The sequence below is a fragment of the Pseudoalteromonas sp. SWYJ118 genome (assembly GCF_015864505.1).
In the GTDB taxonomy this organism is placed as follows: domain Bacteria; phylum Pseudomonadota; class Gammaproteobacteria; order Enterobacterales; family Alteromonadaceae; genus Pseudoalteromonas; species Pseudoalteromonas arctica.
Genome location: NZ_JADYXC010000002.1, coordinates 159,689 through 186,640, shown reverse-complemented (window position 1 = coordinate 186,640; position 26,952 = coordinate 159,689). Strand labels below are relative to the sequence as shown.

Genomic DNA, 26,952 nt, shown 5'->3' with positions numbered 1-26,952 from the left:
AACATATACTTAATGTTGCTATCTCATAGTCGTGCCAATAGATTGTTGCTTGATTTTGCTCTTGATATGCCATGCTGAAAACCCTGAGTAGTTAACTTAAAAGCGCCTAAATACGCGCCAAGTTACTAAAATAATGAATTATTTAGATTATGGCATATGGGCGAAGGAGTTTATAGGTTTGGGTGATAAATGAGGCGTTATTGGATAGTTATTAAGTATGAGCACAATATTTGATCTCAGTGATATTTTTTGAGGCATTAGATATACTCATTTATAATACAAAATTTGTACGAAGGTTCAATTTCATGGTTAATGTAGATATACGCAGTATTTCTATTTGTATTCAGGCTTTAGAAGACTCAATTTGATATTATGGCTTGCCTTCGCAATCAGAGTAACTCGAAACTAATTGCCCAACGAGTAATGTGGTTGTTGCAGACAAAGGCTACGATACTGAAAAACTAAGACAGTTTATTCGTGATAATAGCGCTACACCCGTTATTGCACAGAAGGACAACAGTTTAGTGGGTAATGAATATATTAATTGGTGTATGTACAAGATATAGGCACTTAGTTGAGAGTGCATTTGGTCGGTTCAAACAATATGAGGGTTCGGCATAAGGCATGAAAAGCTTGAATGAAATTATCATTCAATGCTCGCTTTAGCATTCGCTATGATGTGGCTTGCAATGAGAACTGTTCAATATACGTACTACAAAGAACAACAGCCTCTAGTGTGTTTTTATATTACTTTTAATTTAAGGTACTTAATATGGCTTGGCTATACTCAATTATGGATTGGTTGTTCTTAATTTTTGCAGATAAAGCTCAACAAGCGCAATTAATCGCAATTCTTGTTTCTGCAGTTATCGCGATATTAGTTGTTTTGCTCAATCAGTGCTTTTTATCAAAGCGAGCAAAAAAAGAAATATATATAAAAAAAATAGAAGAGTTCTATAATGTAATTATGGAGTATCAACAGTATAGCTTTAACTATGTTTTTGAGTGTAAAAATCAACTTCAAACGAAATCATTAAGTAACAATAAAGTTATAGACTCTATTGATAAAATGGAAATGCTCTCAAACCTTTATTTTTCAGAAGTAAAGATGCAAATAGATGAGCTGCGAGATAAACATAAATCACTTGAGACTTTGCCATTTGAAGAGGCAATGGGTAAAGTTAAGAGCAATGTTGATAAGCTCAAAAATATATCAACAGAGCTTATAGTAAAATACCAACATTAAAAGACTAAGCCTGCAAACGCGGGCTTTTTTGTGCCTATAATTTAGTAAAACTAAAGCTACTTACTCGTAAAAATAATTTTTCCAACCAATGTACAATTACCATTAATCGGTATTAATTGCCCAGGCCAGTTGGGGTTAGCGGCTTTTAGGAACTTGTGAACGTTTTCGATAATTAGTTGTTTAAATGTGGTTTAATTATCGTTTAGGTGGGTTAGTACATACGAACCGAGATAGTACTTTGCTTCAAGGTCTACAAAACCCACATCAAACTTCGGCTTCATGCTCACGCCTTTAAACTCTAAAGGCTCTAATCTCATTTGTACCTAATATTACTAGAAACTATACATAAAAGTGCTTAATATTGTAAGATTATTTCAATAACACTACTCATTTATAACAATGAAATCATTAATAAAAGTTATTATTTATTGCTCAGTTTTCATCTCACATAGTGCTTTAGCTGAACTGGCTAAAGTTCAAGTAAATGGCTTTGACGTTGAATACGAGCTAGCCGGTAAAGGTAAACATACTATTTTGCTTGAAGCGGGTGGTTCTGCTGGTTTAAGTGATTGGGATCCGGTTTTTGAATCACTTACTCAGCACGCTAAAGTTATACGGTATTCTCGTATTGGTAATGGCGGCTCTGCACAAATAAAGAAAAACTATAGCTCAGAAGAATATGCAGCAGAGGCTTTGCAATTGCTTAAAGCACTTAAAGTAGAAGAGCCTGTTGTGTATGTTGCGCATTCTTATGGTGCTTATATTGCGCGTGTATTTGCTGCAACATACCCTAATCATATTAAAGCACTAATGCTAATTGAGCCTGGATCAGAGCACGATGTAGATATTATGCGCGCGATTGATTTACCTCGTGCTGAAAAAGAAATTGCTGCCATAAAGCTTGATGACATGAAAAATGGAATGTCGAATCAGTATTTAGATTTTTGGGCAAAACGCCCGCTACCAGATTATCCATAAATTTCTGATATACCCGTGACTGTTATCGCCTCAGTTAAAAAGTATAAAAAGCCATCTGTATTATTTTTTACCGACAAAGCGCGTGAAATGTGGGGCGACTTACATTCAAAGTGGGCTAATGCCTTTCCTCGAGGTGAAATAGTAATAACAAATAAGAGCTATCACTACCCGCAAAATGATGAGCCAGAAATGGTTGTAGCCCAAGTAATTAAGTTACTTGACCGCACTCAATAAGGTGTGGGTTTGGTTGCTAATTATATAAATATCAATTGCTGTAAATTAGTAATTTGGCATTAGACTAAAGTCTATAGGTTAGATTTATTCACTTATTAGGTTTGTTTTAATCGTTTGTCGGTTTTGTGTTAATTCTCTAAAGTTCAGTTGTCGGCAACAAGCACGGCTTAACCAACAGGACTACGACCATGAAACTTACTCTTATCAAAACTATCGCTCTTAGCTCACTACTTACATGTTCAGCTGCTGCAATGGCTGAGCAAAGTGATTACAAATTAATGGTTATTGAAACTGCAACAGCGCCACAGCCACTTGAGCAATCATTTAATAGCTGCGCACTGAATGTTAAGTCGAAAAATTACGCACAAGCTGAAGCAATTTGTACACAAGCAATCGCACTTTTAAAAGATGCAGATGGCCCTAAATTTAAAGTACGCCAACTTACGTCATTTGCTTTAAGCAACCGTGGTGTTGCACGTTTAAAAGCGAATAACGACACGGCTGGCCTTGCTGATTTATACGAAGCAAACCAAATGTCTACAAGTACAATGGTATCGCATAACTTAACTCGCGCTAAAGAAGAGCTTTCTTTATAAGTATTTTATAAATGCTTTTATAAAGTGCTTACCAAAAGCATGTTATAAAATAGCGAGAGTAAAAAAGCCCATGTTAGGTTAATTCCTAACATGGGCTTTTTTGTTTTATTTAATGCGTAAGTTAATACCTTAAATATGTTAATAGAGTAGGGTGTGTATTTATAATTAATATTTTGGGTATGCTTGTTTAGGCTACGCGAATATAATGCGAGATAACCGTATAAAAAATAATAACCCTTCTGCTTTGCTTGTTTTGAGCAAGGTATCATTAAATAAATATTGAGATTTAAACCATGGCACCAGGAACCAGCCTAAGCGTACTTGAAATAAGTGCGATATTTTTATCAATTACCGCGTTACTCACCTATGTAAACCATCGCTTTATTGGCTTGCCAACAACCATTGGCGTTATGGTTATTTCGATGCTTTTATCTATCGGCGCTATATTTTTGGGCTTTTTAGGGTTTGATGATCTTATAGATTACGAAGTGAGCTTGCTCGATCAGTTAGATTTTACCGAGGTTTTGCTCGATGGCATGCTCTCTATGCTGCTTTTTGCTGGGGCGCTGCATGTAAATGTTAGCGATTTAAGGCGCTATAAATTGCCAATAGGTATTTTGGCCTGTGTTGGTACGTTGTTATCTACGGTTATTATTGCAGGCGCGCTTTATTTTGTAATGCCTTTACTTGGGTTTAACTTGTCGTTTATTTGGTGTTTACTGTTTGGCGCATTAATTTCGCCAACCGATCCTATTGCGGTAATGGGGATTTTACAATCAGCGGGTGCACCAAAAAGTATTGAAACTGTTATAGCGGGTGAGTCGTTATTTAACGATGGTATTGGCGTGGTGATTTTTGTGCTTTTACTGGGTATTTTATCTAGTGGCGATATTCCTACCACGTATTATGTGGCGCATACACTGGCGGTTGAAGCCGGTGGTGGTATTGTTTTTGGTTTGGTGCTGGGGGGTATTTTATATTACTTACTTAAAAGTATTGATAGTTACCAAGAAGAAGTACTACTTACTTTAGCGGGCGTTATTGGTGGTTATGCACTTGCAAGCCATTGGCATTTGTCGGGCCCACTTGCCATGGTAATGATGGGCTTAATGGTGGGTAACCACGGCCGAAGCTGGGCCATGAGCGACAAAACACGTCAGTATGTTGATTTGTTTTGGGAACTGATTGACGAAATTTTAAATGCTATTTTGTTTGTTTTAATCGGGCTTGAAGTTGTGATGATTGCCTACTCAGGTAACTTATTTATAGCGGCCGGTTTAACTATTATTATTGCGTTGCTAGCACGTCTTATGGTTGTTGGTATAACTACAACTACTTTTGGTAAACAGCTTGAGCTACCTTTAGGCGCGTGGAAAGTATTAACCTGGGGCGGTTTGCGCGGTGGTATTTCGGTAGCGCTAGTGCTGCAATTACCCGATGGCACTGAACGCGATATTCTATTGGCACTGACTTATGCTGTAGTGGTGTTTTCTATTTTGGTGCAAGGTTTAAGTATTGGTAAGGTTGCTAAAAGCATTCGCTAAATATAAATAGATTAACTATAAATTGAGTTAAATATAATTCATTTAAAAAGCCCGTGAAATAGTTCTATTTCACGGGCTTTTACTGTTCTGAGCAATCAATAATAAAGATGAGCGAAGATTACAAGTACCATTAAAAAGTAAGTGACAACTGAACACCGCTGTAAATATGTTCTTGTGCTTCCCAGTAGTCGCCATCTATTTGGCGTGCTCGAGTAAATACTTCTATTTTAAATGGCTTAAAGTGATAACCCGCGCCTATACCTGCATAGCCGTCTATATCGTTGTCCGATTTATCTATTTGATAGATGTTATCGCCTCTGTCGTTTTTAAAGGCGAGTTCGAACAGATCTAAGCCAAGCTCGGCGTATATAAAAAAGTCATTAAAATAGCCAAGCTTCATTCCATTATCCCAGGTAATAAACTCTTCTTGCTCGCCTTGTTTATTATCGACTACTGCCGCGCCAATTGCGCTTGTAAAAATAACACCAAAGTGACTGTTATTTTGTTTGACCATCATTTCGACACCAACAGATGTAATGCTGCTATCGCCATTAAATTCTGATTTTATAAACATACCGGTGTTAGGCGTATTATTACCAAGTAAAAGCCTTGCATCAGCATTTTGGCTAAATGCTAAAAGCGTGCTTAATAAAACAAAAAGGGGGAGTGTGTGTTTCAAAAAAGTGAACCCATTAATGATGAAAAGTTACCAGAGCCGTAATTATAAATACATGACTTAGTATTGCATGTAATTAAATGTGTAAATTTGTTTGATTGTTATTCAGCTATGCCAAAGCAAGGTGCTTAAAATAAAACCGACTAAATAAAAGCATAAATAATTATATGTATTTTGAAATGCAAAGTAGCGATTTTAGGCACGTAAGATAGTGCGTAAGTTATTTAAATATATAGAAAAAGTTCAAACGCATTAGACTAAGGTCTATAGGTTAATTTTTCTCACTTATTAGGTTTGTTTTAATCGTTTGTCGGGGTTGTGTTAATTCACTAAAGTTCAGTTGTCGGCAACAAGCACGGCTTAACTAATCAGGAATATAATCATGAAAACACTTATCAAAACTATCGCTCTTAGCTCACTATTAACATGTTCAGCTGCTGCAATGGCTGATCAAAGTGACTACAAATTAATGGTTATTGAAACTGCAACAGCGCCACAGCCACTTGAGCAATCATTTAATAGCTGCGCACTGAATGTTAAGTCAAAAAATTATGCACAAGCGGAAGAAATTTGTACTAAAGCAATCGCACTTTTAAAAGACGCAGATGGCCCTAAATTTAAAGTACGCCAACTTACGTCATTCGCATTAAGCAACCGTGGTGTTGCACGTTTAAAAGCGCATAACGATACTGCTGCACTTGCTGATTTATACGAAGCATCAAAATTGTCTAACAGCACAATGGTATCGCACAATTTAACTCGCGCTAAAGAAGAGTTATCGTTATAAAAAACGTTTATAACGTGTTTTATAAAGTGCTTACTAAAGCATGATATAAAATAGCGAGAGTAAAAAAGCCGATGTTGGGTTAAACCCCAACATCGGCTTTTTCGTGTTTATTAACTTTGTATTGTGTTATTAAAAAATAAAAAAACTGTATTCTGCTATTTATTGTTTAGTGATTTGCATGGTTTTTAACTAATTGTAATTACTAAGTATTTTTATAGATGTTAGACTAAAGTCTATAGGTTAGATTTATTCACTTATTAGGTTTGTTTTTATCGTTTGTGGTAATTGAGCTAACACTCTAAAGTTTATTTGTCGGCAACAAGTACGACTTAACTAATTAGGAATATAATCATGAAATTTACACTTTTAAAAACCATCGCTCTTGGCTCATTATTAACTTGCTCAGCTGCTGCAATGGCTAATCAAGGTGATTATAAATTAATGGTTATTGAAGACTCTGTAACTGCAGCACCTGCATTTGAAAAATCATTTAATAGCTGTGCTTTAACTGTTGAATCAAAAAACTACGAAGAAGCAGAAGCTATTTGTACACAAGCAATTGCTTTACTTAAGCAAAGCCATGGTCCGCGTTTAAAAGTACGTGAACTTACATCGTTTGCATTAAGTAACCGTGGTGTAGCGCGTATTAAGGCTCAAAAAGACACTGCGGGTATTTCTGATTTATATGAAGCGGTTCAAATTTCTAAAAACTCACTTGTAACGCATAACTTAACTCGCGCTAAAAAAGAGTTATCTTTATAAGAATGCTTGCATAAAGCGCTTATAATTTAGCGAGAGTATAAAAGCCCATATTAGGTAGCACCTAATATGGGCTTTTTTGTATGTTTGCATAACCGTAGTTACCTATTAAATACACTCCTTTTAATAAAACAGCTTTACTGAATAATAGTACTCTTAAGAGTGATTTTTATAGCCTTACGTTACTAATTTATATTGGTAAGTACTTGTTACCTAAAACATAGATCTATAAATATAGAAACATAGGTAAAAATATTATTTTTTGACGTGACTAAACTGTGCAGTAAAACGGGATTGTTTTATTTAAGTTGTTGTTTTTAATTGATAATAAAACCTAATGTCTTTGACTTTAGTCTGTTTTTATTTGAAAATCGAAGTAATATATATTTTATAGCATTGACGCCACGTGGATGCTAATCACTGTTTTGTGATGAATAGCTAGATATGGCTTTTGTTTTATTTTTAGTCCCACCTCAATATTACTAAAAATTAAACAGGGAATAGAGTAGTTATTAACTTGTGCAATAAAAATAAAAAGCGCAAATAAAGGGATTTAAAAATGCAATTCAAACTAAAAAAAATAGCTGCCTTGTTATTCGGGGTAGGTATAAGCCTTTCTGTATTTGCCGAAGATATAGAACTATACGTAAACCATAATGTTGAAACCGACGAAAAACCACGTGTAATCATTGTTTTTGATACATCTGGAAGTATGAGAAACTTTTTACCCAACGGTATAAGAAAAGTAGATGCCGGTATCAGTGCAATGAGTCAGTTAGTTACCGATAATAGCTCTATCGATTTTGGTTTGATGCGTTTTAAAAATGATAATGGCGGCTATATTATGGCTGGCCTTGGATCTCCCCATTCTACAATTCTAAGCCAAATTCACAATTTACCAGCAGCTGGTAGTACCCCAGTTACAGAAACCCTATGGGAAGCCTACTTGTATCTAACAGGTCAGAAAGTGTACTACGGCCAAAACTCAAATGAGCGCGATTTTTCTGCTGAAACTGGTTCTCTATACTACGACAATAACTCTCGATACATATCACCATTTACCCAAGCAGTTGGTGCCGACGTACGTTGTGATAACTCAATCAATTTAATTTTGATGACTGACGGTGATCCTCAAAATGATACTAACCGAAACAATGATATCAAATCATTATACAAATCTACTTTTGGTTCATATCCTAGTACTACAAGTAATAGCTATTTGGCTGCTTTAGCTCAAATAATACATGGCACAAGAGATGTTGAAGTTGACTTGTACGAGACCACGCCAGAGGTTGCTGATACCGGACGCGTTTTTACTATCGGTTTTGGTAGTGGCATGAGTACAAATGGTAAAAAGTTATTAGAAAAAACCGCTTTATTGGGAGGAGGCGAGTACTTACATGCAGATACATCGACTGAACTTTCTGAAGCGCTTAATAATACAATATCGAAAATACGCGAAGTTAACGATAGTTTTTCATCTCCTACGGTAGCAAGTAATAATGTTGACCAAACACGTAGCCGAGAGTCAATTTACTTTGCGATGTTTTACCCAGAAACAGGCGCACGCTGGAGCGGGAATTTAAAAAAGCTTAAAGTGTCTGGTGCAAATATAGTCGATTCAACTGATAAAATAGCTCTTGATGAAAATGGGTTAATTGATGAGAAAGCGCGAACATTTTGGCTGCCAACTAATAAGCCTGCAGATGGGAATTTAGTAGCTCAGGGTGGCGTAAATTTACTTTTATCAACTTTAGACCCTGATAGCCGTAAAATCTACATAGATAAAACGGGCAGTATTATTGATTTTACTTTTGATAAAGTACAAACCATTTTAAATTTAGCGACAAGTACAGTTACCGATCTTGCCCCTGATTTGATTCCTAATATTGGGTTAACTTTAGAGGAAGATGATATTAACTGGGCACGAGGGGTTGATGTTGATAATGAAGATGGTGATGACTCATCAGTAGATCAGCGAATCAATATTTTTGGCGATCCTTTGCATTCAAAACCGGTATCTATAGATTACGGCGATGGAAGTATTCATATACTTGTTGGTACCAATGCCGGCTTTTTACATATGTTCGAAGACAAAGGCGATACTGTTGAAGAAAGGTGGGCTTTTACACCTGCTGCCTTATTAAAAAACATTCCGGCTTTGCGGAGTAATCTCGCAAATACAAAAGTGTATGGCATGGATGGCCCTATAAGTGTGTTCTTTAATAATAAAAGTTTAAACACTGATGGTTTAAATGATGGTGTTGTTAAAGCAAGTGAGGGCGATGAAGTTTGGGCATTTACAGGCATGCGCCGAGGCGGTAAAAATTACTACGGCCTGGATATAAGTGACCCAAAAAAACCTAAAAAATTATGGAATAAGCCAATTGTTGGTGGCTCTGAAGAATTTAAATATTTAGCACAAACATGGTCTAAACCTCAAATTGCTTACATTAAAGCGTTTGGTGAGGATCCATTGCTGATATTTGGCGCAGGCTACGATACAAACAAAGATAATGCGATTAGAACAACAGATGAAACCGGGCTAGGTATTTACATTGTTAATGCTAAAACTGGCGAAAAGGTATGGGCGCTCACTCCAGATGAACATGGTTTTACCGGAGAGCACAGTATTGCAGCGGATGTAACTACGCTTGACTCAGATTACGATGGGTATATTGACCGAATTTATGCAACCGATACTGGCGGTAATATTTGGCGTGTAGATATTCCCACCGATGATGAAGATGAGATTACTCACTTTAAACTTGCTGAACTTGGCAGTACATTAGCGTCACAAGACAGACGTTTTTTTTATAAACCGTTAGTTGCTAGAACGCTGTTTAGTAAAGTTACTAAGACCAATTATGGTGGTGAAATGATTACGACCCGTTTAGATACCCCGTATGACGCAATAGTTATAGGTAGCGGAAATCGTTCAAACCCACTTGCTACTAATGAGCAAGATCAGCTGTATATGATCCGCGATGAAAACACCCTAACAAAAATATTTACTGAATTTCCAGCCCCAATAGTGCCAGATGATTTAATGAAAATGAATGAAGACCCATTTGGTAATGCACTTGATGACGTAGATAAATTTGTTAATCTTGAAGTTAAGTTAGCCGAATTTAAAGGGTGGCGATACGAATTAGGGACGGGCGAAAAGTCCCTTGCTGCAGCAACGGTCGTTGGTGGGGTTGCTTACTTTACTTCCTTTACGCCTGCATCTTCATCATCAACACAAAACCAATGTTCGTTAACGGGTGGCGGTGGTTCGCTTTATGCCTTTCATTTGCATTATGGAACGAAGGTTTATGACGATGTGAAATTTGCAACAAGTAATGATGTACCAGATACACCGAAACTATTTTTTGGGGAAGGCCCGTCGTGTGCAGATAATGATGCGGATGGTAAGTGCGATTGGGATGATGCAACGGATGTAACGCAAGTTAGTCAGTTTTATTTAATAGGCCCTGGGGTTAAAGGTTCTGATAAGCCGATAAAAGCTATTGAAATACTTGGGCCAAATTTAAATGTTGAAGGTGGAAAAGTTAAGCTAGTAAATGGCGCTGAACCAACTGGTTTTGGCTTTAAAACCCAACAAACATATATTTATAAACGCGAAGAAAACGATAGTCAGGCACATTAAAAACACAATGCAATAAACATAAGCCACCTTAATTAGGTGGCTTTTTAATTTTAAGAGCGAATCAAAAATGCTGATGGTTTGCTTATATAATTGTTTTATAGTTATCGAAGCGCTCTAAACCAACCTATGTATAATACACATTCATTTACAAAATACTGCCTATCACTCAAGCCCTTTATTTTAGGTACCTGTAGTCCATATTAGTCAACAATAGCTGGTCTTAGTTATATTTAATTAACAAATGTAAGAGCAAAATTTAACATGGCGTGTAACTATATAGGTACAGGGCATGTTAACTTGTTGCCATCCCCCCATAAATATTCAATAAATTTCTGTTGTTTAAATTTACTTGTTATTTATTAAAGTAACCAATTCAATTTATAACAATATGATTTTTAATAATAATTAAAGTGCAAAAAAGGAAGTATTTGTATGTTTTTTAAAAAAAGTCAGTTAGCTATTTCATTAGCGTTTACGCTAGGCCTTGTTGGATGTGGCGGCGGTGGCGATGATAAAGTGGTCGTTGTAGAGCCAGTTGTAGCTAAGCCTGACCCTATAAAAGTAGACCCCGTAGAAGTTAACACTATCTCTCTTACTGGAAAGGTTATTGATGGCTATGTATCTGGTGCAATAGTATGGCTAGATATTGATGGCGATGGTACTTTTGATGAGCAAACAGAACCTTCTGTAGTCTCTGAAGAATCGGGTAATTATAGTTTTAATTTTACAGAAGAGCAGGCGCTGTGTGTGCCGTATTCAACTATGTATGTTGATGTACCTGTTGGCGCAATTGACGAGGACTTAGGAGAGGTAACACAAGCGTATCAAATGTCATTTCCGCCCTCAATTGAGGCTTTGACTGATGAAGATATTCGAAATATATCACCTTTAACAACCGTTATTTGGGAGCAGTTAAGCCTTCAATTACAAAAAAGTGGTAACAATAATTTAAGCTGTGATGCACTTAAAGAAAATACTGAGCTACTTGCAAACCTTCAAAGCGAAATAACAAATGTTATGCAAAACTTGGTTGCGCATTATAATTTGTCGACAGAGCAAATTTACTCAGATTTTATTGCCACTAGTGACAGTGATGCTTACGACAGAGCACAAGCAATTGTTAAGGGACTAAAAGCTGCCTATAAATTCAAGCAAGAGCTAGATGCTCAGTATCCTGATGCAGAAGAAGTAAGAGCAGTGATTTACCAAGACACAGCAAAAGATGCAGAGTATGGATTTGAAAATGCATGGTACCGCGATAAAGTTATTTTTGCGGGCGCTGAGCTTATTTATGAGCAAGTAAAGCTTCAAAATACAGACGAACTCGACAAAATTGACGTTATTTTGTCTCGATTGGATTCAACAGATACGCCTTGGGGCGAAGAGTCGTTAAATGGAAAATTAACAGTTAGAGACGATGTTTACATTAACGCCGATCGTACTTACCGATGCTCTAGCATTGAGAGCGTTAGTTTTGAGCAAAGCAATGTGCTTTATGGCGTTGATAATACAAGCCCATCGGTTAACTTTCCAACAGCTGATGAATGCGTTAGTGATAATTTAGATACACCGTTCGAGCGAGGTTTTAGCATTAGCTATACTGAGTCGGGATCGTATTACCAAACTGACTTTGCCTTTAGAGAGGAAAATGCCGACTTTCAAACATTATCTGATTGGGTAAATGTTAAAGACAAAGCTGCTGATCTAGAAACTCAAGATTTAGTTACTGTACTCGCTGCTATGCCTTATAAGTTTGATGACGAAACATCTATTGATGCTAGCTTTTGGCGTAAATACAAAACCACAGACAACGTACGTATTACAAAGACAATTGAAGGGCAATGGTTTAGAGATACCCGCCGAGAAGATGGAACAATGCTGCATGAGTGCGGTGAAAATGGTGTTGATTGGGCTCCATGCGAATAATGTAAAAAGCACTTTAATAAATATTTAGCTTAGTGCCAGTCAGTTAATAACTGACTGGCATTTTTTTGTTTAAAAAAGCTTACTTTTACGTACGGTTATAACTATATACTTGATGAACTCTATTTTTAATCTGTTTTTTACTCGGGTTTACTGTAAAATTACTGGGTTAACATTTGTTAAGCAATGCTTACAATTGTTATTGCTCATTAAGTATTTAAACTAATTTAAGTAGAGCTTATGATTTTTTATATTAGTGGGTTAAGTTTACTTGTTATTATTTTATGCGTTGCACTTTATGTAATTTACAGCAACGTACATAAAAGTCGGGTAAGAAAATCCAAAGAATACAACGTACTATTTGATAAAGACACAATAGTGGATGATTTAATCACTCAACTAACAGAAAAAAATCAAACACAAGAAAACCAAGATAAAACAGCTAAAGGTAAAGAAGAAATCCTTGCAACATTTGTTGAGTTACATCGCTCTGGTAGCTTTTGTGCACATTTGAGTGAACAGGAAATTATTTACTTTGTTAAAAAGAAATTAAACATGGAGAGTAATAAAAATGGATAGCGAAAAAGCAGTCCCAGCAGTAAAAAGTGACTCATTTATGAGTCGATTTGGTCGTCGTAATGTAATTGTTGTTTCATCAATTGTTGTTGTATTAGCCGTAATTGCAACCCTTACATCGCAAGTTGTTTCGTGGAATGAAGCAGATGAGCGTTTAGTACATCAATCGGCTTTTACAGGTAACTTGACAGTAATAAATCAAGCCGGCCCTTATTTAAAAGCGTTTGGTACTACATCGGCTTATAAAAAAGTAATTTCGATTAACTTTACGGGCGATGCCGGTGCAACAGCAAGCGCAATTGTACCGCTAATACCAATTCGATTTTTAGATACGACAACAGGTGGCGCACGAGGTGTTTCTCGTTTTAGATTGCCAGGCAATGTACCAGCAGCTGAATCGGGTGCTTTACGTGGTTTACTTAAAATACACGAAGAGTTTGGTTCACAAGAAACATTAATATCTAATTTATTAATGCGTGCAACCACTGAAAATGTAAAAGCGTCGGCGCGTATGATGTCGGTAGAGCAACATTACTCTGGTGGTAATGGTCAATTAAGCCAAGATTTTGCTGATCAATTAACAAACGGTATTTTTGTTACTGAACAAATTATTAGTACGGGTGAGCGCGATAAATCTGACGATTTAGGTAATTTAAGTAAACAGCAGCGTGTCACTATTAATATTAAAATGGACGATGAAGGTAATACACTGCGTAATGCACCTATTTTAGGCGCTTACGGTATTACAGTAGTTGATGCCAGCATTATTGATATTGACTATGAAAGCAAAGTAAATGCTCGCCTTGAAGCGCAAAAGCAAGCTGCTGCTGATGAAGCACTAGCGCGTCAAAACCTTAAAAAAGCTGAGCAACAAGCACGTACTGAAGTGGCTTTAGGTGAACAAGCAATTGCTAAGCAACGTGCTGAATCTGAAAAGCTAAAAATAAAAGAGCAAATTGATGCTGAGCGAATTAAGGCAAATGCTATTATTTCTGCGCAGCAACGAGTGGCTGTAAAAGCGGAGCTTGCAAAAGAACAAGAAGAGATTTTAAAGCAACAACGCTTAGAAGCATTAGGTATGGACGTTTTAGCTGAGGCTCGTTTAAGAGCTAAGTCTGCTGCACTTGATCCTAAGTATGTATTTGATGAAACGCTAAAAGCAGAAGTTAAAATTCAAACTGCTTTATTTACAAGCTTAGGTAATAGCCGTTTAGTGCCTGAAATTGTAATAGGCGCAGGCCAAGGCGAGCAAAGTAATGGCTCTGAATTTATGCGTTTATTAGCCGCTGACGCTGCATTGAGTCTTAAAAAGCGTTTAGAAAAAGATAAAAAATAAACGTTAGTTAAGTATTGTACAAATAATAAAAACGTTGGCTGACTTACATCGGCCAGCGTTTTTTATTGCGTAAATTTTGTTATTGTACTGTTTAGGTAAGCCTTGAGGCTTATTAAACATGTATTTAGGTAATAAAAGGTAAATAGTGAGCAGTTATGGATTCGAACAGTAATCAGTTTATTTTAGATTTAGGACAAGAGCATATTACCATTCAGCGACGATATGAAGCACTGGGAGCGTTTAACGATTTTTTGATTGCAGTGTGGTTTTTAATTGGCAGTTTTTTCTTTTTAAATGATGCATTAGTGCAAAGTGGCACATGGTTGTTTATAGCGGGCAGTGCTCAATTACTTATAAAACCTGTTTTGAAATTGATCAGCTTAGTGCATGTTAGTCGGGTATTTCATTCAAATAAAACTCCATAAATAAAACCATAAATACGACTCATGATGAGTTCAGTTATTATGGCTAATAATTTAAATATCAAGGATAGAGAATTGAAAGCACTTAAGTGGATTGCAATTGGCATAGCTACTTTATTAATTATAGGCTTACTAATTCCCGAAAAAATAATGATTCCGGTACAAGGTGCTACAAGTAAAGATTGGAACCATAATACATTTTGGTATGAACCTTGGGGTAGGTCGGGTGTGCACAAAGGGATTGATATTTTTGGCAAAAAAAATACTCCCGTAGTTGCCTCAACAAGCGGTGTTGTTATATTTGCAGGTGAGTTAACTCGCGGTGGTAAAGTGGTTGCGGTGCTTGGGCCTAAATGGCGCGTGCATTACTTTGCACATTTAAATGACTACTCTGTAAGTACAGGTGATGTAGTAAGCATAAACAGTCAAATTGGATTACTGGGCGATACCGGAAATGCCGCAGGAAAACAGCCTCATGTGCATTATTCTATTTTATCATTAGTGCCCATGCCATGGCTTTATACAACGCAAAGCCAAGGCTGGAAAAAGATGTTTTTTTTAAGTCCACACGATAAATTAAAAACTAATTAGCCTGCAACTGGGGTTTTACCCGCGCGAATATTTTTAATGCTTTTAATAAACATATAAATACAGGTAGTGATTAAACAGCCTGCTAAATAAAACATAATACCGTTGGGTGCATCAGATAAATTTGCAGCAAGCATAGGGCCAAATACCGAACCAATACTGTAACTTAAAAGCATAACCTCAGTTGCCGATACTATTTTTGCCATTGGCAATGAGTCGCACGCAAGTGTTATAGCAATCGGGTAAAGTGCAAAGCTGCACGCGCCTAGTATTAAGTAGCTTACTATTAATCCTGCTAAGGTGTTTGCTTGTAATATACCCACAGCACCGGCTGCACCTACTAAACAAAACATACCCATTAATAAGCTTTTTTCAAGCCGAGTAGATAAGTAACTCACAAGCGGTTGCACGACCATGCCGCCTAAAATAATAACCGCCATAAGTGTGCCTGTGTACTGAGCTTGATCAGTCTGCGCTGAAATATAAACCGGCATTAAGCCGTAAATAGGGCCCAGTAATAAGCCTGAAGCTAAGCATCCGAGCATTGCAGGGTGGCTTAGTGTTTTTATTTCTTTTAGTGGTAGTTTTTCAAGATGCTGTTTTTCGGGCTGACCTTTGGTTATTAATAAAGGCGCTAAAATAGCTAAAAATAATAACGAGGCTACAAATAAATAAGGCGTTGAACCTTCGGTGCCAAGCGGCCCTATAGCAAGCTGACCTACGGCGCTACCCCCATAAAGTGAGGTCATGTATAAGCCCAAACGTTTAGCACGCGACTTTGCTGTGTTGGTCATTAATAACCAAGACTCAACAACGACAAACACACCGGCAACAGCAATACCTGCAATAAAGCGAGCCGCTAACCAGTTACCCATATTTGGAATAGCAAGCTGTGCCAGTACGCTTACAATTAATAAGCTTAAAAATAATATAAAAGCGAATCGATGACCTATTTTTACCACCACGCGTTCAATGGTTGTAGCGCCAACAAGTAAGCCAAAGTAAAAAATGCTCGCAAGCCAAGGCGCAAGGTTTTCATCAAGCTTAAATGCGGGTAACGACAGCGGAATAAGGCTCATTAAAAAGCCTGATGCGATAGCAAAAAATGACAGCCCTATAACAGGCGCTAAAGGGTTATTAGAGGTGCTTGTGGCGGCTAATTCGGCCATTTGTGTTTATCGACTCTTGAAGGTAAATAACCACTGTTTTAAAGTTTGAGAGGTTACTTTAATAATAAAATTTGCGCGAATTTAGAGCCAAATCAAAAATAAGTAAAGTGATATTTTATTAAACAATATAAATACATTTTAAAACGATCTTTTAGGTAAATTATCGGATCTATTATGCTTTTTATTGTAGTGTTTTTATGTAGATATTGTTTTATATTTGTGAGCATTTATTAGTGTTAAACCCTATGTGGAATAGGGTTTAACAGATTTTTAATGCAAGCTGACAGGCACATATCGCATGCTGCACGTAACTTTTTAAAGTTAATTAATATCGGGTGTAGAGTCTCTTAAAATAAGCTTTGGCTGAAACACGTGCTTTACTGTTATGCCGCTTTTTTTGTAAATGTCTTTAAGCACTAAGTTAGCCGCAGCTCTGCCCATTTCGGGAACTGGGTTATCTATTGTAGTAAGCGTTGGGTAGAGGTAATTGGTAAAAATTACGTTATCGAACCCAATAATGGCTAAATCTTTTGGTAGGTTAAAACCGTGTTCGCGGGCGTATTTCATAGCACCCGATGCCATTTCGTCATTGGCACATACAAGAGCGGTTATTTGCGCTTTATTTTGAATAAAATGCCTTAAGCCGTCGCTGCCACCGGTTTCTTTAAAGTCGCCCACATAATACAAGCTTTCGTCAAAGGTTAGGTTGTATTCTGCTAGGGCTTTTTTGTGACCTTTTAAACGGTTTGACGCATCTTCTTTAAACTGCGGGCCTGCTATGTACGCAATGTTTTTATGACCTTTGTTGATCATGGCTTTAGTGGCTAAGTAGCCGCCCATTACGTTGTCGAGGCTAATGCAGTTATCTTCAATTTCCTTAACGTAGCGGCTCATTAAATAAATAGGGGTTTTGCCTTTACTTAACTCAATTAGGTACTCGTTTGATACCGCTTCTACGTGGGCAATAATAGCGTCGCAATTACGGCCTATTAAAAACTCAAAGCCGCTTTTTTCTTTTTTCTCATCACTGTGCCCAGGGGTAATAATAACGTGTTTACCCGCAATACGAAGATGCTCTTCAATGGCTGACATCATCTGACCAAAAAACGGACCATCCAACTCAGAAACTAAAATACCGACGCTGTTTGTAGTGCTAGACGCCAAAGAGCGCGCAATAGAACTTGGCTGATAGCCTAGCTCTTTCATTGCTTCTAATACCTTTTTTTTAGTTTTTTTGCTTACGTAGTCGTTGTCGTTAAGCACCCTTGAAACAGTTGATAAAGACACACCTGCCATTTCTGATACTTGATAAATTGTCGCCATTGATGTCCTAGCTTATATGTGTTTTTACTCGCGCTTTATAAAAATATAAAGCGCGAAGGGTCATTAAAAGTTAATTTACACATTACTGCGTCTAATTGCTAAGTCTTCTGTTATTTTTTGTGTCATCGCTGAAGTAAGCGGATAAATAAGCATCAATGCGGCGCCTAAAAAAGCAAATGCGGCAGGTATCCAGCTCATAAGTAACTGCATACCAGGTAGGGCTTGCGTAATTGTTAGCTCATCCATACCGTTATAGCCGTAGCCTGCAAGTACCACTAATACTAATGCACCTGCAAAACCACCACCGGTTTTTTGTACAAATGTACCTGCAGAATAAATAAGGCCTGTAGCGCGGCGTTTGTTTTTCCACTCTGAATAATCGGCTGAATCACCAAGCATACTAAAAAATAATGTTGGCATCATCGCGGCAAAAAATTCAGCAGCGCAACCAAAGGTAAATACAGCAATAAGGTTATCGCTAGGGACCCAGTAAAATGCGGTAGTGAGTATGCCGCTTAGCATTAGCGATGTAATAAATAGGTTTCGTTTACCCATAATTTCGGCCAGTTTACCTGTGGCAAGTGCGCCTAATATAGATACAACCAACAAGGCGATAAAGTATTGCCCAGCCATGAGTTCATTAGCTACGTGGTACTTAAAGTAGTACGCAATTACGCCGTATTTTATGCCGTTAAACATCATGGTTAAAAAACCAATACCCAGTAATACCAGCCAAGGTTTGTTGGTTAGAAGATCAACCATATCGCGCTGTGATCCCGTTAAGCTTTGCTTATCTTTATTAAGTAATTTTTTAATAACGAACGTCATTGCTGCCATAACAAGGGCAAAAAATACGCCGCTGTATAAATCGCGGTAATAAAAAAACAAGGTGGTAGCAAGCAAAGGTAGGATTATAAATGGCAGGCTTTTAGTTAAATCAAATAACTCTGATTTTAAATTCCCTTCATTTGAGGCGTGCGGTGTTACACGCTCTTTAGTGGTCGCAAACGTTATAACCATTAAAATAATAAGTAAGCTAGCAAATAAGTACATAGTAAGCTGATAGCCTTTGGCATCGTCGCCGCCACCAAAAAATGCCACTAGCTCAGGTAAAAAACCCATCACTAATAAACCACCAGTAAAGGCACCAGCAAACCTAAAACCAGAGAGCTTTGTGCGCTCTGTATCGTCGGGTGTCATAACGCCCATAAGTGCCGAGTAGGGCACGTTACTTACGGTGTAAGCAAGCGTTAAACCTATGTATGTTACGTAGGCATAAATAAGTTTATTGGTGGTGCTAAAGTCGGGTGTGGTAAAACACAGCACCATAAACAAGCCCAAAAACGGTGCTGAGTAGAGTATCCAGGGTCGAAACTTACCAAAGCGCGACTGCGTTCTGTCGGCAATCATACCCATAATAATATCGGTTACGCCATCAGATAGCCTTACAACCAAAAATAACATGGCAGCGGCAGCCGCCGATATGCCAAATGTATCGGTGTAAAACACCGCTAAATAAGCAAGCGCACCGCGCCATACTAAGTTAGCGCCAGCATCGCCCATGGCGTAACCGACTTTTTCGTATAAAGGGAGTTTGTTCACAGTGTGTGTTCTTATTGTTATAAGCCGATAATTTATCGGCTTGTTATGAGTTTAGTGTACGCTTTACCACTGGCTTTAACAGTTCGTTTTTGTGTGTTGTAGTCTACGTGTACTATACCAAAGCGTTTTAAATATCCTTCTGCCCATTCAAAGTTGTCCATTAGGCTCCACGCAAAGTAACCATCTACTTTTACGCCTTGCTCGGCTGCGTTATGCAGGGCATTTAAATGTTCGTGGTAATATTCAATACGGTCGTTATCTTTTACTTCACCGTCTTTAAATTCGTCAGCCATGGCTGCACCGTTTTCGGTAATATAAATAGGCGGTAGGGTGTATTTTTCGTTTAACGATACAAGTAATTCTGTAAGCGCTTTAGGATAAATTTCCCAGCCAATATCGGTCATTGGCGCTTTATGTGGCAGCTCATGATAAAAGTCGGTATCGCTTGCTTGATAATGCATGCGGGTATAAAAGTTAACCCCTAGGTAATCTAGCGGTTGAGCAATTATTTCCATGTCACCTTCTAAAATGTCAGGGCGGTGGGCTTTAGGTAGCTGCTTAATAATATCAGGGTACTGACCTTGCATTACAGGCTGCATATACCATTGGTTTATGTAGTCATCAGCAAATGCAGTGGCTTTTAAATCTTCTTCACTTTGGGTAACGGAGTAACAAGGCGTAAAGTTAAGTACAATACCGTTTAGTGTATTTGGGCTGTTTTTAGCAAGTACTTGCATAGCCAAACCGTGACCTAGTAATAAGTGGTGCGCGGCTTTACGACCAAATTCGCGACCTACGATACCCGGAGCATGTACGCCTATTTCGTAACCTAAGTAAGAGCTGCAAAAAGGCTCGTTTAAGGTGGCGTATGAGTGCACACGTTCACCAAAAGCTTTAGTGATTAAATCTGTGTAATGCGCAAATTCGTAAGCGGTGTTTCGGTTTAGCCAGCCACCTTCGTCTTCAATGTGTTGTGGTAAATCCCAGTGGTACAGCGTTACAAAAACTTTAATGTTACGGCGTTTTAATTCATCTAAAATATCGGTATAAAACTTAACGCCTGTCGGGTTTAAGTGACCGTTTTTAGTCATTACGCGCGGCCACGAAATAGAAAGTCTGTAAGCGTCTACGCCTAATGACTCTATTAGGTCTATATCGTCTTTCCAGCGAGTGTAGTGCTCGCAAGCTATATCGCCATTTGAATTATCGACTATTTTGCCTTCTTTACTGCAAAAGGTATCCCAAATACATGGCAAGCGATCAGCTGCGCCGCCTTCAATTTGAAATGAGGCCGTAGCTACACCATAAGTAAAATTTTTGGCTAAAAGTGGTGAGCCACTAGGTAAAGATAATTGTTTCATTAAGAGAAAACCTCTGCTTCTTTGTAGTAAATTTTGCTTTTATTTATAGTTTATAAATTGCATTGATGGAAGCGCTTCCATATTTAATTTGATTAATCACTAGGGATGGTATTTAATAACTTTAAGGAAGCGCTTCCATATTTAGGTTAGTGGCTATTGCTAAGTAGGTCAATAGTTAAATTTAAATAACAAATAGGCGCTGCACAAAAACACACTGACACAACACAGGGCTATAAAAATGAAAAAAAGCTTAAACACTAACAGGTTACGAATGCTCCCTATTTTAATAGGCGGATTATGCGTTTTAAGTGCGTGTAATAAACAAGGGGCTAACGCTGATAATAACCAAAGCGCGGTAGCCAAAAGTGCTGAGCATGAGCGAGGTGATTTATCACTTTGGCCAACGCTTACAAGCAAGGTAGTTAAAACGCCTGAAATTGAAAATACAATTGCACAGTATTTAAAAACAATGACGCTTGAGCAAAAAGTAGCGCAGATGATCCAACCTGAAATTCGCGATATTAGTGTTGAAGACATGCGCAAATATGGTTTTGGTTCGTATTTAAATGGCGGTGGCTCTTTTCCGAATGCGAATAAACATGCAACGCCTGCCGATTGGATAACGCTTGCTGAGAGTATGTATCAGGCATCGGTAGATGACTCAATTGATGGCAGTAAAATTCCTACTATGTGGGGCACTGATGCGGTACATGGTCATAATAATGTGATTGGCGCGACGTTATTTCCGCACAATATTGGTTTAGGTGCAGCAAATAATCCTGCATTAATTGAGCGAATTGCAGCGGCTACGGCAATAGAGGTAATGGCAACAGGCATAGATTGGGTGTTTGCACCTACTGTTGCGGTTGTGCGCGATGATCGATGGGGTAGAACGTACGAAGGTTACTCAGAAGACCCTGCAATTGTACGTGAATATTCAGCCGCAATTGTAAACGGATTACAAGGCAGAGCCGATGAGGACTTTTTAAGTGATAAACGCGTAATTAGTACCGTTAAACACTTTTTAGGCGATGGCGGTACGGTAGATGGCGACGATCAGGGTGATAACATTGATAGCGAAGAGACGTTATATAATATTCATGCGCAAGGTTATATTGGCGGTTTAACAGCGGGTAGTCAGTCGGTTATGGCATCGTTTAATAGCTGGAATGGCAAAAAAAATCACGGCAATAAATACTTACTTACCGATGTACTAAAAACAAAAATGGGTTTTGATGGCTTTGTTGTAGGCGATTGGAACGGGCACGGACAAGTTGCAGACTGTACAAATGAAAGCTGCCCGCAAGCTGTTAATGCAGGGCTTGATATTTTTATGGTGCCAACGGGTGCCTGGAAGCCGCTTTATGAAAATACAATTAAACAAGTAAAAGCGGGCACAATAACAATGGCGCGAATAGATGACGCCGTAGCACGTATTTTACGCGTTAAATTACGCGCGGGTTTATTTGATAAACCAAGCCCCGCAAATCGAAAATACTCAGGTAAGTTAGAACTAATAGGTGCGCCTGCACATCGCGATATTGCCCGCCAAGCGGTTCAAGAGTCGTTAGTACTACTTAAAAATAACAACCATTTATTACCGCTTAACCCATCAAGCAATATACTGATTGCAGGCGATGCGGCCGATAACATAGGCAAGCAATCGGGCGGTTGGAGTATTACGTGGCAGGGAACTAATAATCAAAATGCAGATTTTCCTGGAGCAACGTCTATTTATGCGGGGCTAAAAACGCAAATAGAGGCTGCTGGCGGTAATGCTATTTTAAGCCCAACGGGTGAGTTTAATACCAAACCCGATGTAGCCATTGTTGTATTTGGTGAAGAACCATACGCAGAGGGGCATGGCGATAAAGACAACCTTGAGTTTGAACGTAACAATAAACGTTCTCTTAAAATATTAAAAACATTAAAGCAGCAAGGTATTGCGGTGGTATCGGTGTTTATATCGGGCAGACCAATGTGGGTTAACAGCGAGCTAAACGCGTCAGATGCATTTGTAGCAGCATGGCTTCCTGGCACTGAAGGACAAGGCATTGCAGATGTTTTACTAGCGGGTGCAAGTGGGCAGGTACAATACGACTTTAAAGGTAAGTTGTCGTTCTCGTGGCCTAAATCGCCACTTCAAACCGCAGTAAATAAGGGCGATGCTGATTACTCGCCATTATTACCCTATGGCTTTGGCTTAACGTATAAAGATGAAAGTACGCTTAGCAATAATCTAAATGAAGACTCAGGTGTTGATATTAGTAACCTTGCGCCGCTATCTATATTTAATGGCAGCTTTAAAACGCCGTGGCGTTTGTTTTTAAATTCAAACAGCGAGCAGCACCAAGTAGCAAGTAACAGTGTAAAGCTCGGCGGCATTACTTATCGCACTGAAGACAAAGCGATTCAAGAAGATGCGATGCAATTTAATTTTGATGGCACTGCAGCCAGCTACATCGAAATTAATAGCAACTTTACCGAAGACAAAGTGGCCTACATTGAAGCAAATTCGGCCCTTAGCTTTAGCTATAAAGTAAACCAAATACCTAGCTCACAGACATACCTTGCAATGAAGTGCGAACAAGGCTGTGGTGGCGAGCTTGATATTACCAATGAGCTTAAAAATACTGATTTAAATACATGGCAAACCATGAGTATAGATTTAACGTGTTTTGCTAAAAAGGGCATTGATTTTGCCAGAGTAACCAGCCCTTTTATTATTAAAACAGCAGGAGAACTTGGCGTTTCAGTTGCAGATATTAGCTTTGAACCACAAAGCGCTAAAACAGCAAAAATAAAGTGTGAGTAGTAGAGTGTTTATAAGTTAAGTTTATTGTGTGTTGTCTCAAAGCCCTAAGGGCGTGTTGATCTTTGTGGATTGAAATTTGTTCAATCTAGGGGCAATTTAATCGCGGCGCGAGGTTTGTAACCTAGTGGGCTAAGTAAAAACCGAGCAACAAAGAGTAAATTGCCCCTAGGCAGAACCCTACGGGCAGCGCATGTTTGGCATTTATGCTACGTTATAGCCTATTTATGGGGAATAACCACACTACATAGGCTCTGCCTTGCCTAAAAACCAAATATGCTGCTGCAAATTTAACCACCAAAGAACAACACGCCCTAGTAAGGGCTTTTTTTACGCTGGGCAATACTGCTTTAAAAAATCATGGTGAGGCGGTAATTGGCTTACGCGTTGCTCTATTTGTTGCTTAATACCGTGTAAAAAACGGGTGAGTTCTTCATCGCTCATCATGCTGGCTATTAAATGATGTTGATTAGGCTCAATACCTTGACCAAGCATAACTTGCACCCACGAATCGACTCTAAAAATATCGCCATCGTCTAAAAATACACGGCCAGTTTGCTTAAACAAATCAATTTTATGTTGAAGTGTTTTTGGCACTTCCATGGCGCTACAGTGTTGCCAAAACTCACTGTCATCGCGATTAGTTACTTTGTAGTGCAGCACAATAAAGTCGCGAATATTTTCAATTTCGCTTTTAAGCTGTTTGTTGTATTCGTCAATTGCGTGATTGGTAATGCCATTAAACGGAAATAAACGCATGAAGCGAATAATACCCGACATAATTAAGTGAATGCTGGTGGACTCAAGTGGCTCTACAAAACCGCTAGCAAGGCCAAGCGCTAGGCAGTTTTTGTTCCAGCCTTTTAAGCGACGCCCTGTTTTAAATTTAATAATACGCGGCTCTGTAAGTGGCTCGCCCTCAATGTTATTTAATAGTAGCGCTTTGGCTTGTTCGTCATCCATATATTGGCTGCAATAAACTAATCCGTTGCCTACACGGTTTTGCAGCGGTATACGCCATTGCCAGCCGCTTTTGTGGGCAATAGAGCGGGTAAGTGGCAATACAGTATCGCTAGTTGATTTTGTTTGCACCGTAATGGCGCTATTACACGGTAGTAAATGCGACCAGTCTTCGTAGCCAGTATGCAATGCTTGCTCTATTAATAAGCCTCTAAAGCCGGTGCAATCAATAAAAAAGTCGCCGTTAATGTGCTCGCCATTATTTAAAATCAATGATTCTATATGGCCCATTTTAGTGTTTTTTACTACTTTTTGTATTTTACCTTCAATGCGTTTTACACCTAATGGCTCTGAAAATTCACGTAAAAACTGCGCGTAACGTGTGGCGTCCATATGGTAAGCATATTTAATGGGGTTTTGCTGATTAAACGCAAATTTACCGCTTTTAGCCGCTTGCAGTTCGTAGCAGTAATCGCCAAATGGATTGTTTATTCCTAGATCTTTACCTTGCAACCAAAAGTGATGAAATTCACCCGCCCAACATTCTTTGCCCGTTGCGCCAAATGAGTGAATATAATGCGTGTTTTCATCGCCCCAGTTTTCAAAGCTAATACCTAATTTAAAGCTTGCTTGAGTGGCTTTCATAAATGCTTGCTCGTTTATACCCAGCAATTTATGAAATGTACGAATAGGCGGAATTGTTGCTTCGCCAACACCTACAGTGCCAATATCGTCAGATTCAACAAGGGTTATGTTTATATTGTTGCCAACTAGTTTAGCAAGTGCCGCTGCGGCCATCCAACCTGCAGTGCCGCCTCCAGTAATTACTACGTTTTTAACAGCGTTTGTTTTAGTCATTATGTGGCTGCCCATTATTTGATAAAAGGTGATTTAAAAGCGCGTGATTACTTGGCAGTCCATTTAAGCACTGCGCTATTTTTTCGCGATTTTGTTGATAATAGTAATCCCCAGTGCGTGGGTCGTTAAATGTATTTTGTGCAGATACTGTTTGTGTATTAAAGCCCATGCCATATAAAACGTATTGATAACTGCTTGATGAAAACACTTCTTCGTTTTCAATAAAATCAAAGCGGCTAGGGGGCTGAAATTGCCAAAGTTTAAGTAAGTTTTGCAGGCGCTCGGGCGCGGTATTTAAATTACTAATATTTTGCCAATAGGGAGTGTCGTCGCGCTCGCTTAGCACATAATGAAGTTTTAAAAACTCAATAACGCGCTGCCAACGAGTGCTAAAACGGTCATTAAATCGTATGGCAAGCTGGCTCATGTGGGTGCGGTTTTGCGGGAGTTGCTCGCTTATCATGCTAATTGAAAGCTCAACCATGGCAAGTGCTGACGCTTCAAGCGGCTCTAAAAAGCCAGCTGACATACCTACGGCAACACAGTTTTTAATCCAAAATTTTTGCCTGTAACCAGGGCTGAATTTTAATACGCGGTAGGTAAGTTGCTCAGCTTGTTGCTCACTGGTACTTTTAGCTATGTAGCTTTTTAGAGTATTTGTTGCGCTTTCATCGCTTTGATATTTACTACTAAATACATAACCTGTACCACGGCGCGTTGGCAGGGCTATATCCCAAATCCAACCGTTACTTTGCGCTGTAGATAGCGTAGCAGAGGCAATTGGCTGATCGGCGTGTGCATTAGGTATTTGCGCCGCAACAGCGCTGTTATTAAATAAAATATGATCTTGCGCTATAAACTCACTATTAAAATGCTCACCAATTAAACGAGCGCAAGAGCCTGAGCAATCTATAAATAAATCACCCGTTATATCGCCATTATTATTTGTTTTTAATGAGGCAATATAGCCATGCTCGTCGTTAATAACCTCGGTTACATCGTCGATAATATGCGAAACATTTAGGTTTTTAACGCAGTGATTTTTTAAAAACTCAGCAAATTTACCCGCATCTAAATGATAACCATAGTTGGTAACTGCTGCATATTCAGGTGTTTGTAATTGCTTTGGTGCTAGTGCTGCTTGGCATACAAAGCTTTGCATATTAACAACGTCGGCAAATTTTTGGTTAGGTGCAATACGTTGCCAACTGGCGTGTAAATTAGTGTGCTCGTAGCCTTGTGGATTCATAAAAGGGTGGTAGTAGTTTTCTCCCTCGCTGAGGTTTCGCCAATTTATAAATTTAGAACCTTGCTTAAATGACGCGTCGCACTGGGTTATAAAATCACTTTCTTTAATGCCAATGCGCTGTAGGGTGTTGCGCATTGACGGCCACGTGCCTTCGCCCACACCCAATATAGGCACGTTTGCCGACTCAACTAACGTTACATTCAGGTGCGGGTGTTCGGCGGCTAATAAGCCTGCGCTTAGCCAGCCGGCAGTACCTCCACCTAAAACGACTATTTTTGTTATTGGTTTGATCATGAGTTAA

The 26,952-nt window shown here is 38.6% G+C and carries 19 protein-coding genes and 1 pseudogene; 13 read left to right on the top strand and 7 right to left on the bottom strand.

The window, feature by feature from the left end:
• Positions 1–772 precede the first annotated feature (772 nt).
• The 4 genes and pseudogenes from I6F48_RS03500 (at position 773) to I6F48_RS03480 (ending at position 4,598) form a co-directional block, all read left to right on the top strand.
• Positions 773–1,246 (top strand): hypothetical protein, encoded by a 474-nt coding sequence (locus tag I6F48_RS03500; protein WP_197118817.1) that lies wholly within the window; start codon positions 773–775, stop codon positions 1,244–1,246.
• A gap of 399 nt (positions 1,247–1,645) precedes the next feature.
• Positions 1,646–2,458, top strand: a pseudogene (locus I6F48_RS03490) (alpha/beta fold hydrolase).
• 188 nt (positions 2,459–2,646) lie between these two features.
• Complete coding sequence (locus I6F48_RS03485; protein WP_197118816.1) at positions 2,647–3,054, top strand: hypothetical protein; 408 nt, start codon at positions 2,647–2,649, stop codon at positions 3,052–3,054.
• Positions 3,055–3,347: 293 nt separating this feature from the next.
• Positions 3,348–4,598, top strand: coding sequence for a cation:proton antiporter (locus I6F48_RS03480; protein WP_197118815.1), 1,251 nt, complete (start codon positions 3,348–3,350; stop codon positions 4,596–4,598).
• A gap of 130 nt (positions 4,599–4,728) precedes the next feature.
• On the opposite strand, the gene I6F48_RS03475 is transcribed toward I6F48_RS03480, so the two are convergent.
• Positions 4,729–5,277 carry a hypothetical protein gene (locus I6F48_RS03475; RefSeq protein ID WP_197118814.1) on the bottom strand — a complete coding sequence of 183 codons (549 nt, stop codon included), beginning with the start codon at positions 5,275–5,277 and terminating at the stop codon, positions 4,729–4,731.
• A gap of 379 nt (positions 5,278–5,656) precedes the next feature.
• On the opposite strand from I6F48_RS03475, the gene I6F48_RS03470 reads away from it, so the two are divergent.
• The 8 genes from I6F48_RS03470 to I6F48_RS03435 all read left to right on the top strand — a co-directional run bounded on the left by I6F48_RS03470 (position 5,657) and on the right by I6F48_RS03435 (position 15,320).
• On the top strand, positions 5,657–6,061 hold the full coding sequence (locus I6F48_RS03470; protein WP_165741922.1) for a hypothetical protein: 405 nt from the start codon (positions 5,657–5,659) through the stop codon (positions 6,059–6,061).
• A gap of 351 nt (positions 6,062–6,412) precedes the next feature.
• The gene (locus I6F48_RS03465; RefSeq protein WP_010553497.1) at positions 6,413–6,823 is read left to right on the top strand and encodes a hypothetical protein; all 411 of its coding nucleotides are present in this window, start codon (positions 6,413–6,415) and stop codon (positions 6,821–6,823) included.
• 556 nt (positions 6,824–7,379) lie between these two features.
• Positions 7,380–10,472: a pilus assembly protein gene (locus tag I6F48_RS03460; RefSeq protein ID WP_197118813.1), complete on the top strand. Its 3,093-nt coding sequence runs from the start codon at positions 7,380–7,382 to the stop codon at positions 10,470–10,472.
• A gap of 432 nt (positions 10,473–10,904) precedes the next feature.
• Positions 10,905–12,398, top strand: coding sequence for a hypothetical protein (locus tag I6F48_RS03455; protein WP_197118812.1), 1,494 nt, complete (start codon positions 10,905–10,907; stop codon positions 12,396–12,398).
• 237 nt (positions 12,399–12,635) lie between these two features.
• Positions 12,636–12,974 (top strand): methanolan biosynthesis protein EpsI, encoded by a 339-nt coding sequence (locus I6F48_RS03450; RefSeq protein ID WP_197118811.1) that lies wholly within the window; start codon positions 12,636–12,638, stop codon positions 12,972–12,974.
• The gene (locus tag I6F48_RS03445) at positions 12,967–14,307 is read left to right on the top strand and encodes an SPFH domain-containing protein (RefSeq protein ID WP_010553499.1); all 1,341 of its coding nucleotides are present in this window, start codon (positions 12,967–12,969) and stop codon (positions 14,305–14,307) included. Before I6F48_RS03450 ends, I6F48_RS03445 begins: the two co-directional genes overlap by 8 nt.
• 155 nt (positions 14,308–14,462) lie before the next feature.
• Positions 14,463–14,732: a YrhK family protein gene (locus tag I6F48_RS03440; protein ID WP_007583304.1), complete on the top strand. Its 270-nt coding sequence runs from the start codon at positions 14,463–14,465 to the stop codon at positions 14,730–14,732.
• Between the two features lie 72 nt (positions 14,733–14,804).
• Positions 14,805–15,320: a M23 family metallopeptidase gene (locus tag I6F48_RS03435; protein ID WP_197118810.1), complete on the top strand. Its 516-nt coding sequence runs from the start codon at positions 14,805–14,807 to the stop codon at positions 15,318–15,320.
• On the opposite strand, the gene I6F48_RS03430 is transcribed toward I6F48_RS03435, so the two are convergent.
• The 4 genes from I6F48_RS03430 to I6F48_RS03415 all read right to left on the bottom strand — a co-directional run bounded on the left by I6F48_RS03430 (position 15,317) and on the right by I6F48_RS03415 (position 20,772).
• Entirely contained in the window at positions 15,317–16,486 is a 1,170-nt protein-coding gene (locus tag I6F48_RS03430; RefSeq protein ID WP_197118809.1) for an MFS transporter, read from the bottom strand. The two genes, I6F48_RS03435 and I6F48_RS03430, sit on opposite strands and share 4 nt — an antisense overlap.
• Before the next feature lie 321 nt (positions 16,487–16,807).
• Positions 16,808–17,809 carry a LacI family DNA-binding transcriptional regulator gene (locus I6F48_RS03425; protein ID WP_166421328.1) on the bottom strand — a complete coding sequence of 334 codons (1,002 nt, stop codon included), beginning with the start codon at positions 17,807–17,809 and terminating at the stop codon, positions 16,808–16,810.
• A 75-nt stretch (positions 17,810–17,884) separates the two neighbouring features.
• A complete protein-coding gene (locus I6F48_RS03420) occupies positions 17,885–19,411 on the bottom strand; it encodes an MFS transporter (RefSeq protein ID WP_197118808.1) in 1,527 nt (508 codons plus the stop codon).
• 32 nt (positions 19,412–19,443) lie between these two features.
• Positions 19,444–20,772 (bottom strand): GH1 family beta-glucosidase, encoded by a 1,329-nt coding sequence (locus tag I6F48_RS03415; RefSeq protein WP_197118807.1) that lies wholly within the window; start codon positions 20,770–20,772, stop codon positions 19,444–19,446.
• Positions 20,773–21,010: 238 nt separating this feature from the next.
• Here I6F48_RS03415 and I6F48_RS03410 point away from each other — a divergent pair, with 238 nt between their 5' ends.
• Complete coding sequence (locus I6F48_RS03410; RefSeq protein ID WP_197118806.1) at positions 21,011–23,587, top strand: glycoside hydrolase family 3 protein; 2,577 nt, start codon at positions 21,011–21,013, stop codon at positions 23,585–23,587.
• A 327-nt stretch (positions 23,588–23,914) separates the two neighbouring features.
• Here the strand turns inward: I6F48_RS03410 and I6F48_RS03405 are convergent, their stop codons facing one another.
• Together I6F48_RS03405 and I6F48_RS03400 are read right to left on the bottom strand one after the other, a co-directional pair.
• Positions 23,915–25,402 (bottom strand): tryptophan halogenase family protein, encoded by a 1,488-nt coding sequence (locus I6F48_RS03405; RefSeq protein WP_197118805.1) that lies wholly within the window; start codon positions 25,400–25,402, stop codon positions 23,915–23,917.
• Positions 25,395–26,945, bottom strand: coding sequence for a tryptophan halogenase family protein (locus I6F48_RS03400; protein ID WP_197118804.1), 1,551 nt, complete (start codon positions 26,943–26,945; stop codon positions 25,395–25,397). The genes I6F48_RS03405 and I6F48_RS03400 overlap by 8 nt, the downstream gene beginning before the upstream one ends.
• Positions 26,946–26,952: the final 7 nt, after the last annotated feature.

Coding starts and splice junctions, on each gene's coding strand:
- I6F48_RS03500 (WP_197118817.1), top strand. CDS start 773: ATGGCTTGGCTATACTCAATTATGGATTGGTTGTTCTTAATTTTTGCA.
- I6F48_RS03485 (WP_197118816.1), top strand. CDS start 2,647: ATGAAACTTACTCTTATCAAAACTATCGCTCTTAGCTCACTACTTACA.
- I6F48_RS03480 (WP_197118815.1), top strand. CDS start 3,348: ATGGCACCAGGAACCAGCCTAAGCGTACTTGAAATAAGTGCGATATTT.
- I6F48_RS03470 (WP_165741922.1), top strand. CDS start 5,657: ATGAAAACACTTATCAAAACTATCGCTCTTAGCTCACTATTAACATGT.
- I6F48_RS03465 (WP_010553497.1), top strand. CDS start 6,413: ATGAAATTTACACTTTTAAAAACCATCGCTCTTGGCTCATTATTAACT.
- I6F48_RS03460 (WP_197118813.1), top strand. CDS start 7,380: ATGCAATTCAAACTAAAAAAAATAGCTGCCTTGTTATTCGGGGTAGGT.
- I6F48_RS03455 (WP_197118812.1), top strand. CDS start 10,905: ATGTTTTTTAAAAAAAGTCAGTTAGCTATTTCATTAGCGTTTACGCTA.
- I6F48_RS03450 (WP_197118811.1), top strand. CDS start 12,636: ATGATTTTTTATATTAGTGGGTTAAGTTTACTTGTTATTATTTTATGC.
- I6F48_RS03445 (WP_010553499.1), top strand. CDS start 12,967: ATGGATAGCGAAAAAGCAGTCCCAGCAGTAAAAAGTGACTCATTTATG.
- I6F48_RS03440 (WP_007583304.1), top strand. CDS start 14,463: ATGGATTCGAACAGTAATCAGTTTATTTTAGATTTAGGACAAGAGCAT.
- I6F48_RS03430 (WP_197118809.1), bottom strand. CDS start 16,486: ATGGCCGAATTAGCCGCCACAAGCACCTCTAATAACCCTTTAGCGCCT.
- I6F48_RS03425 (WP_166421328.1), bottom strand. CDS start 17,809: ATGGCGACAATTTATCAAGTATCAGAAATGGCAGGTGTGTCTTTATCA.
- I6F48_RS03415 (WP_197118807.1), bottom strand. CDS start 20,772: ATGAAACAATTATCTTTACCTAGTGGCTCACCACTTTTAGCCAAAAAT.
- I6F48_RS03410 (WP_197118806.1), top strand. CDS start 21,011: ATGAAAAAAAGCTTAAACACTAACAGGTTACGAATGCTCCCTATTTTA.
- I6F48_RS03405 (WP_197118805.1), bottom strand. CDS start 25,402: ATGACTAAAACAAACGCTGTTAAAAACGTAGTAATTACTGGAGGCGGC.
- I6F48_RS03400 (WP_197118804.1), bottom strand. CDS start 26,945: ATGATCAAACCAATAACAAAAATAGTCGTTTTAGGTGGAGGTACTGCC.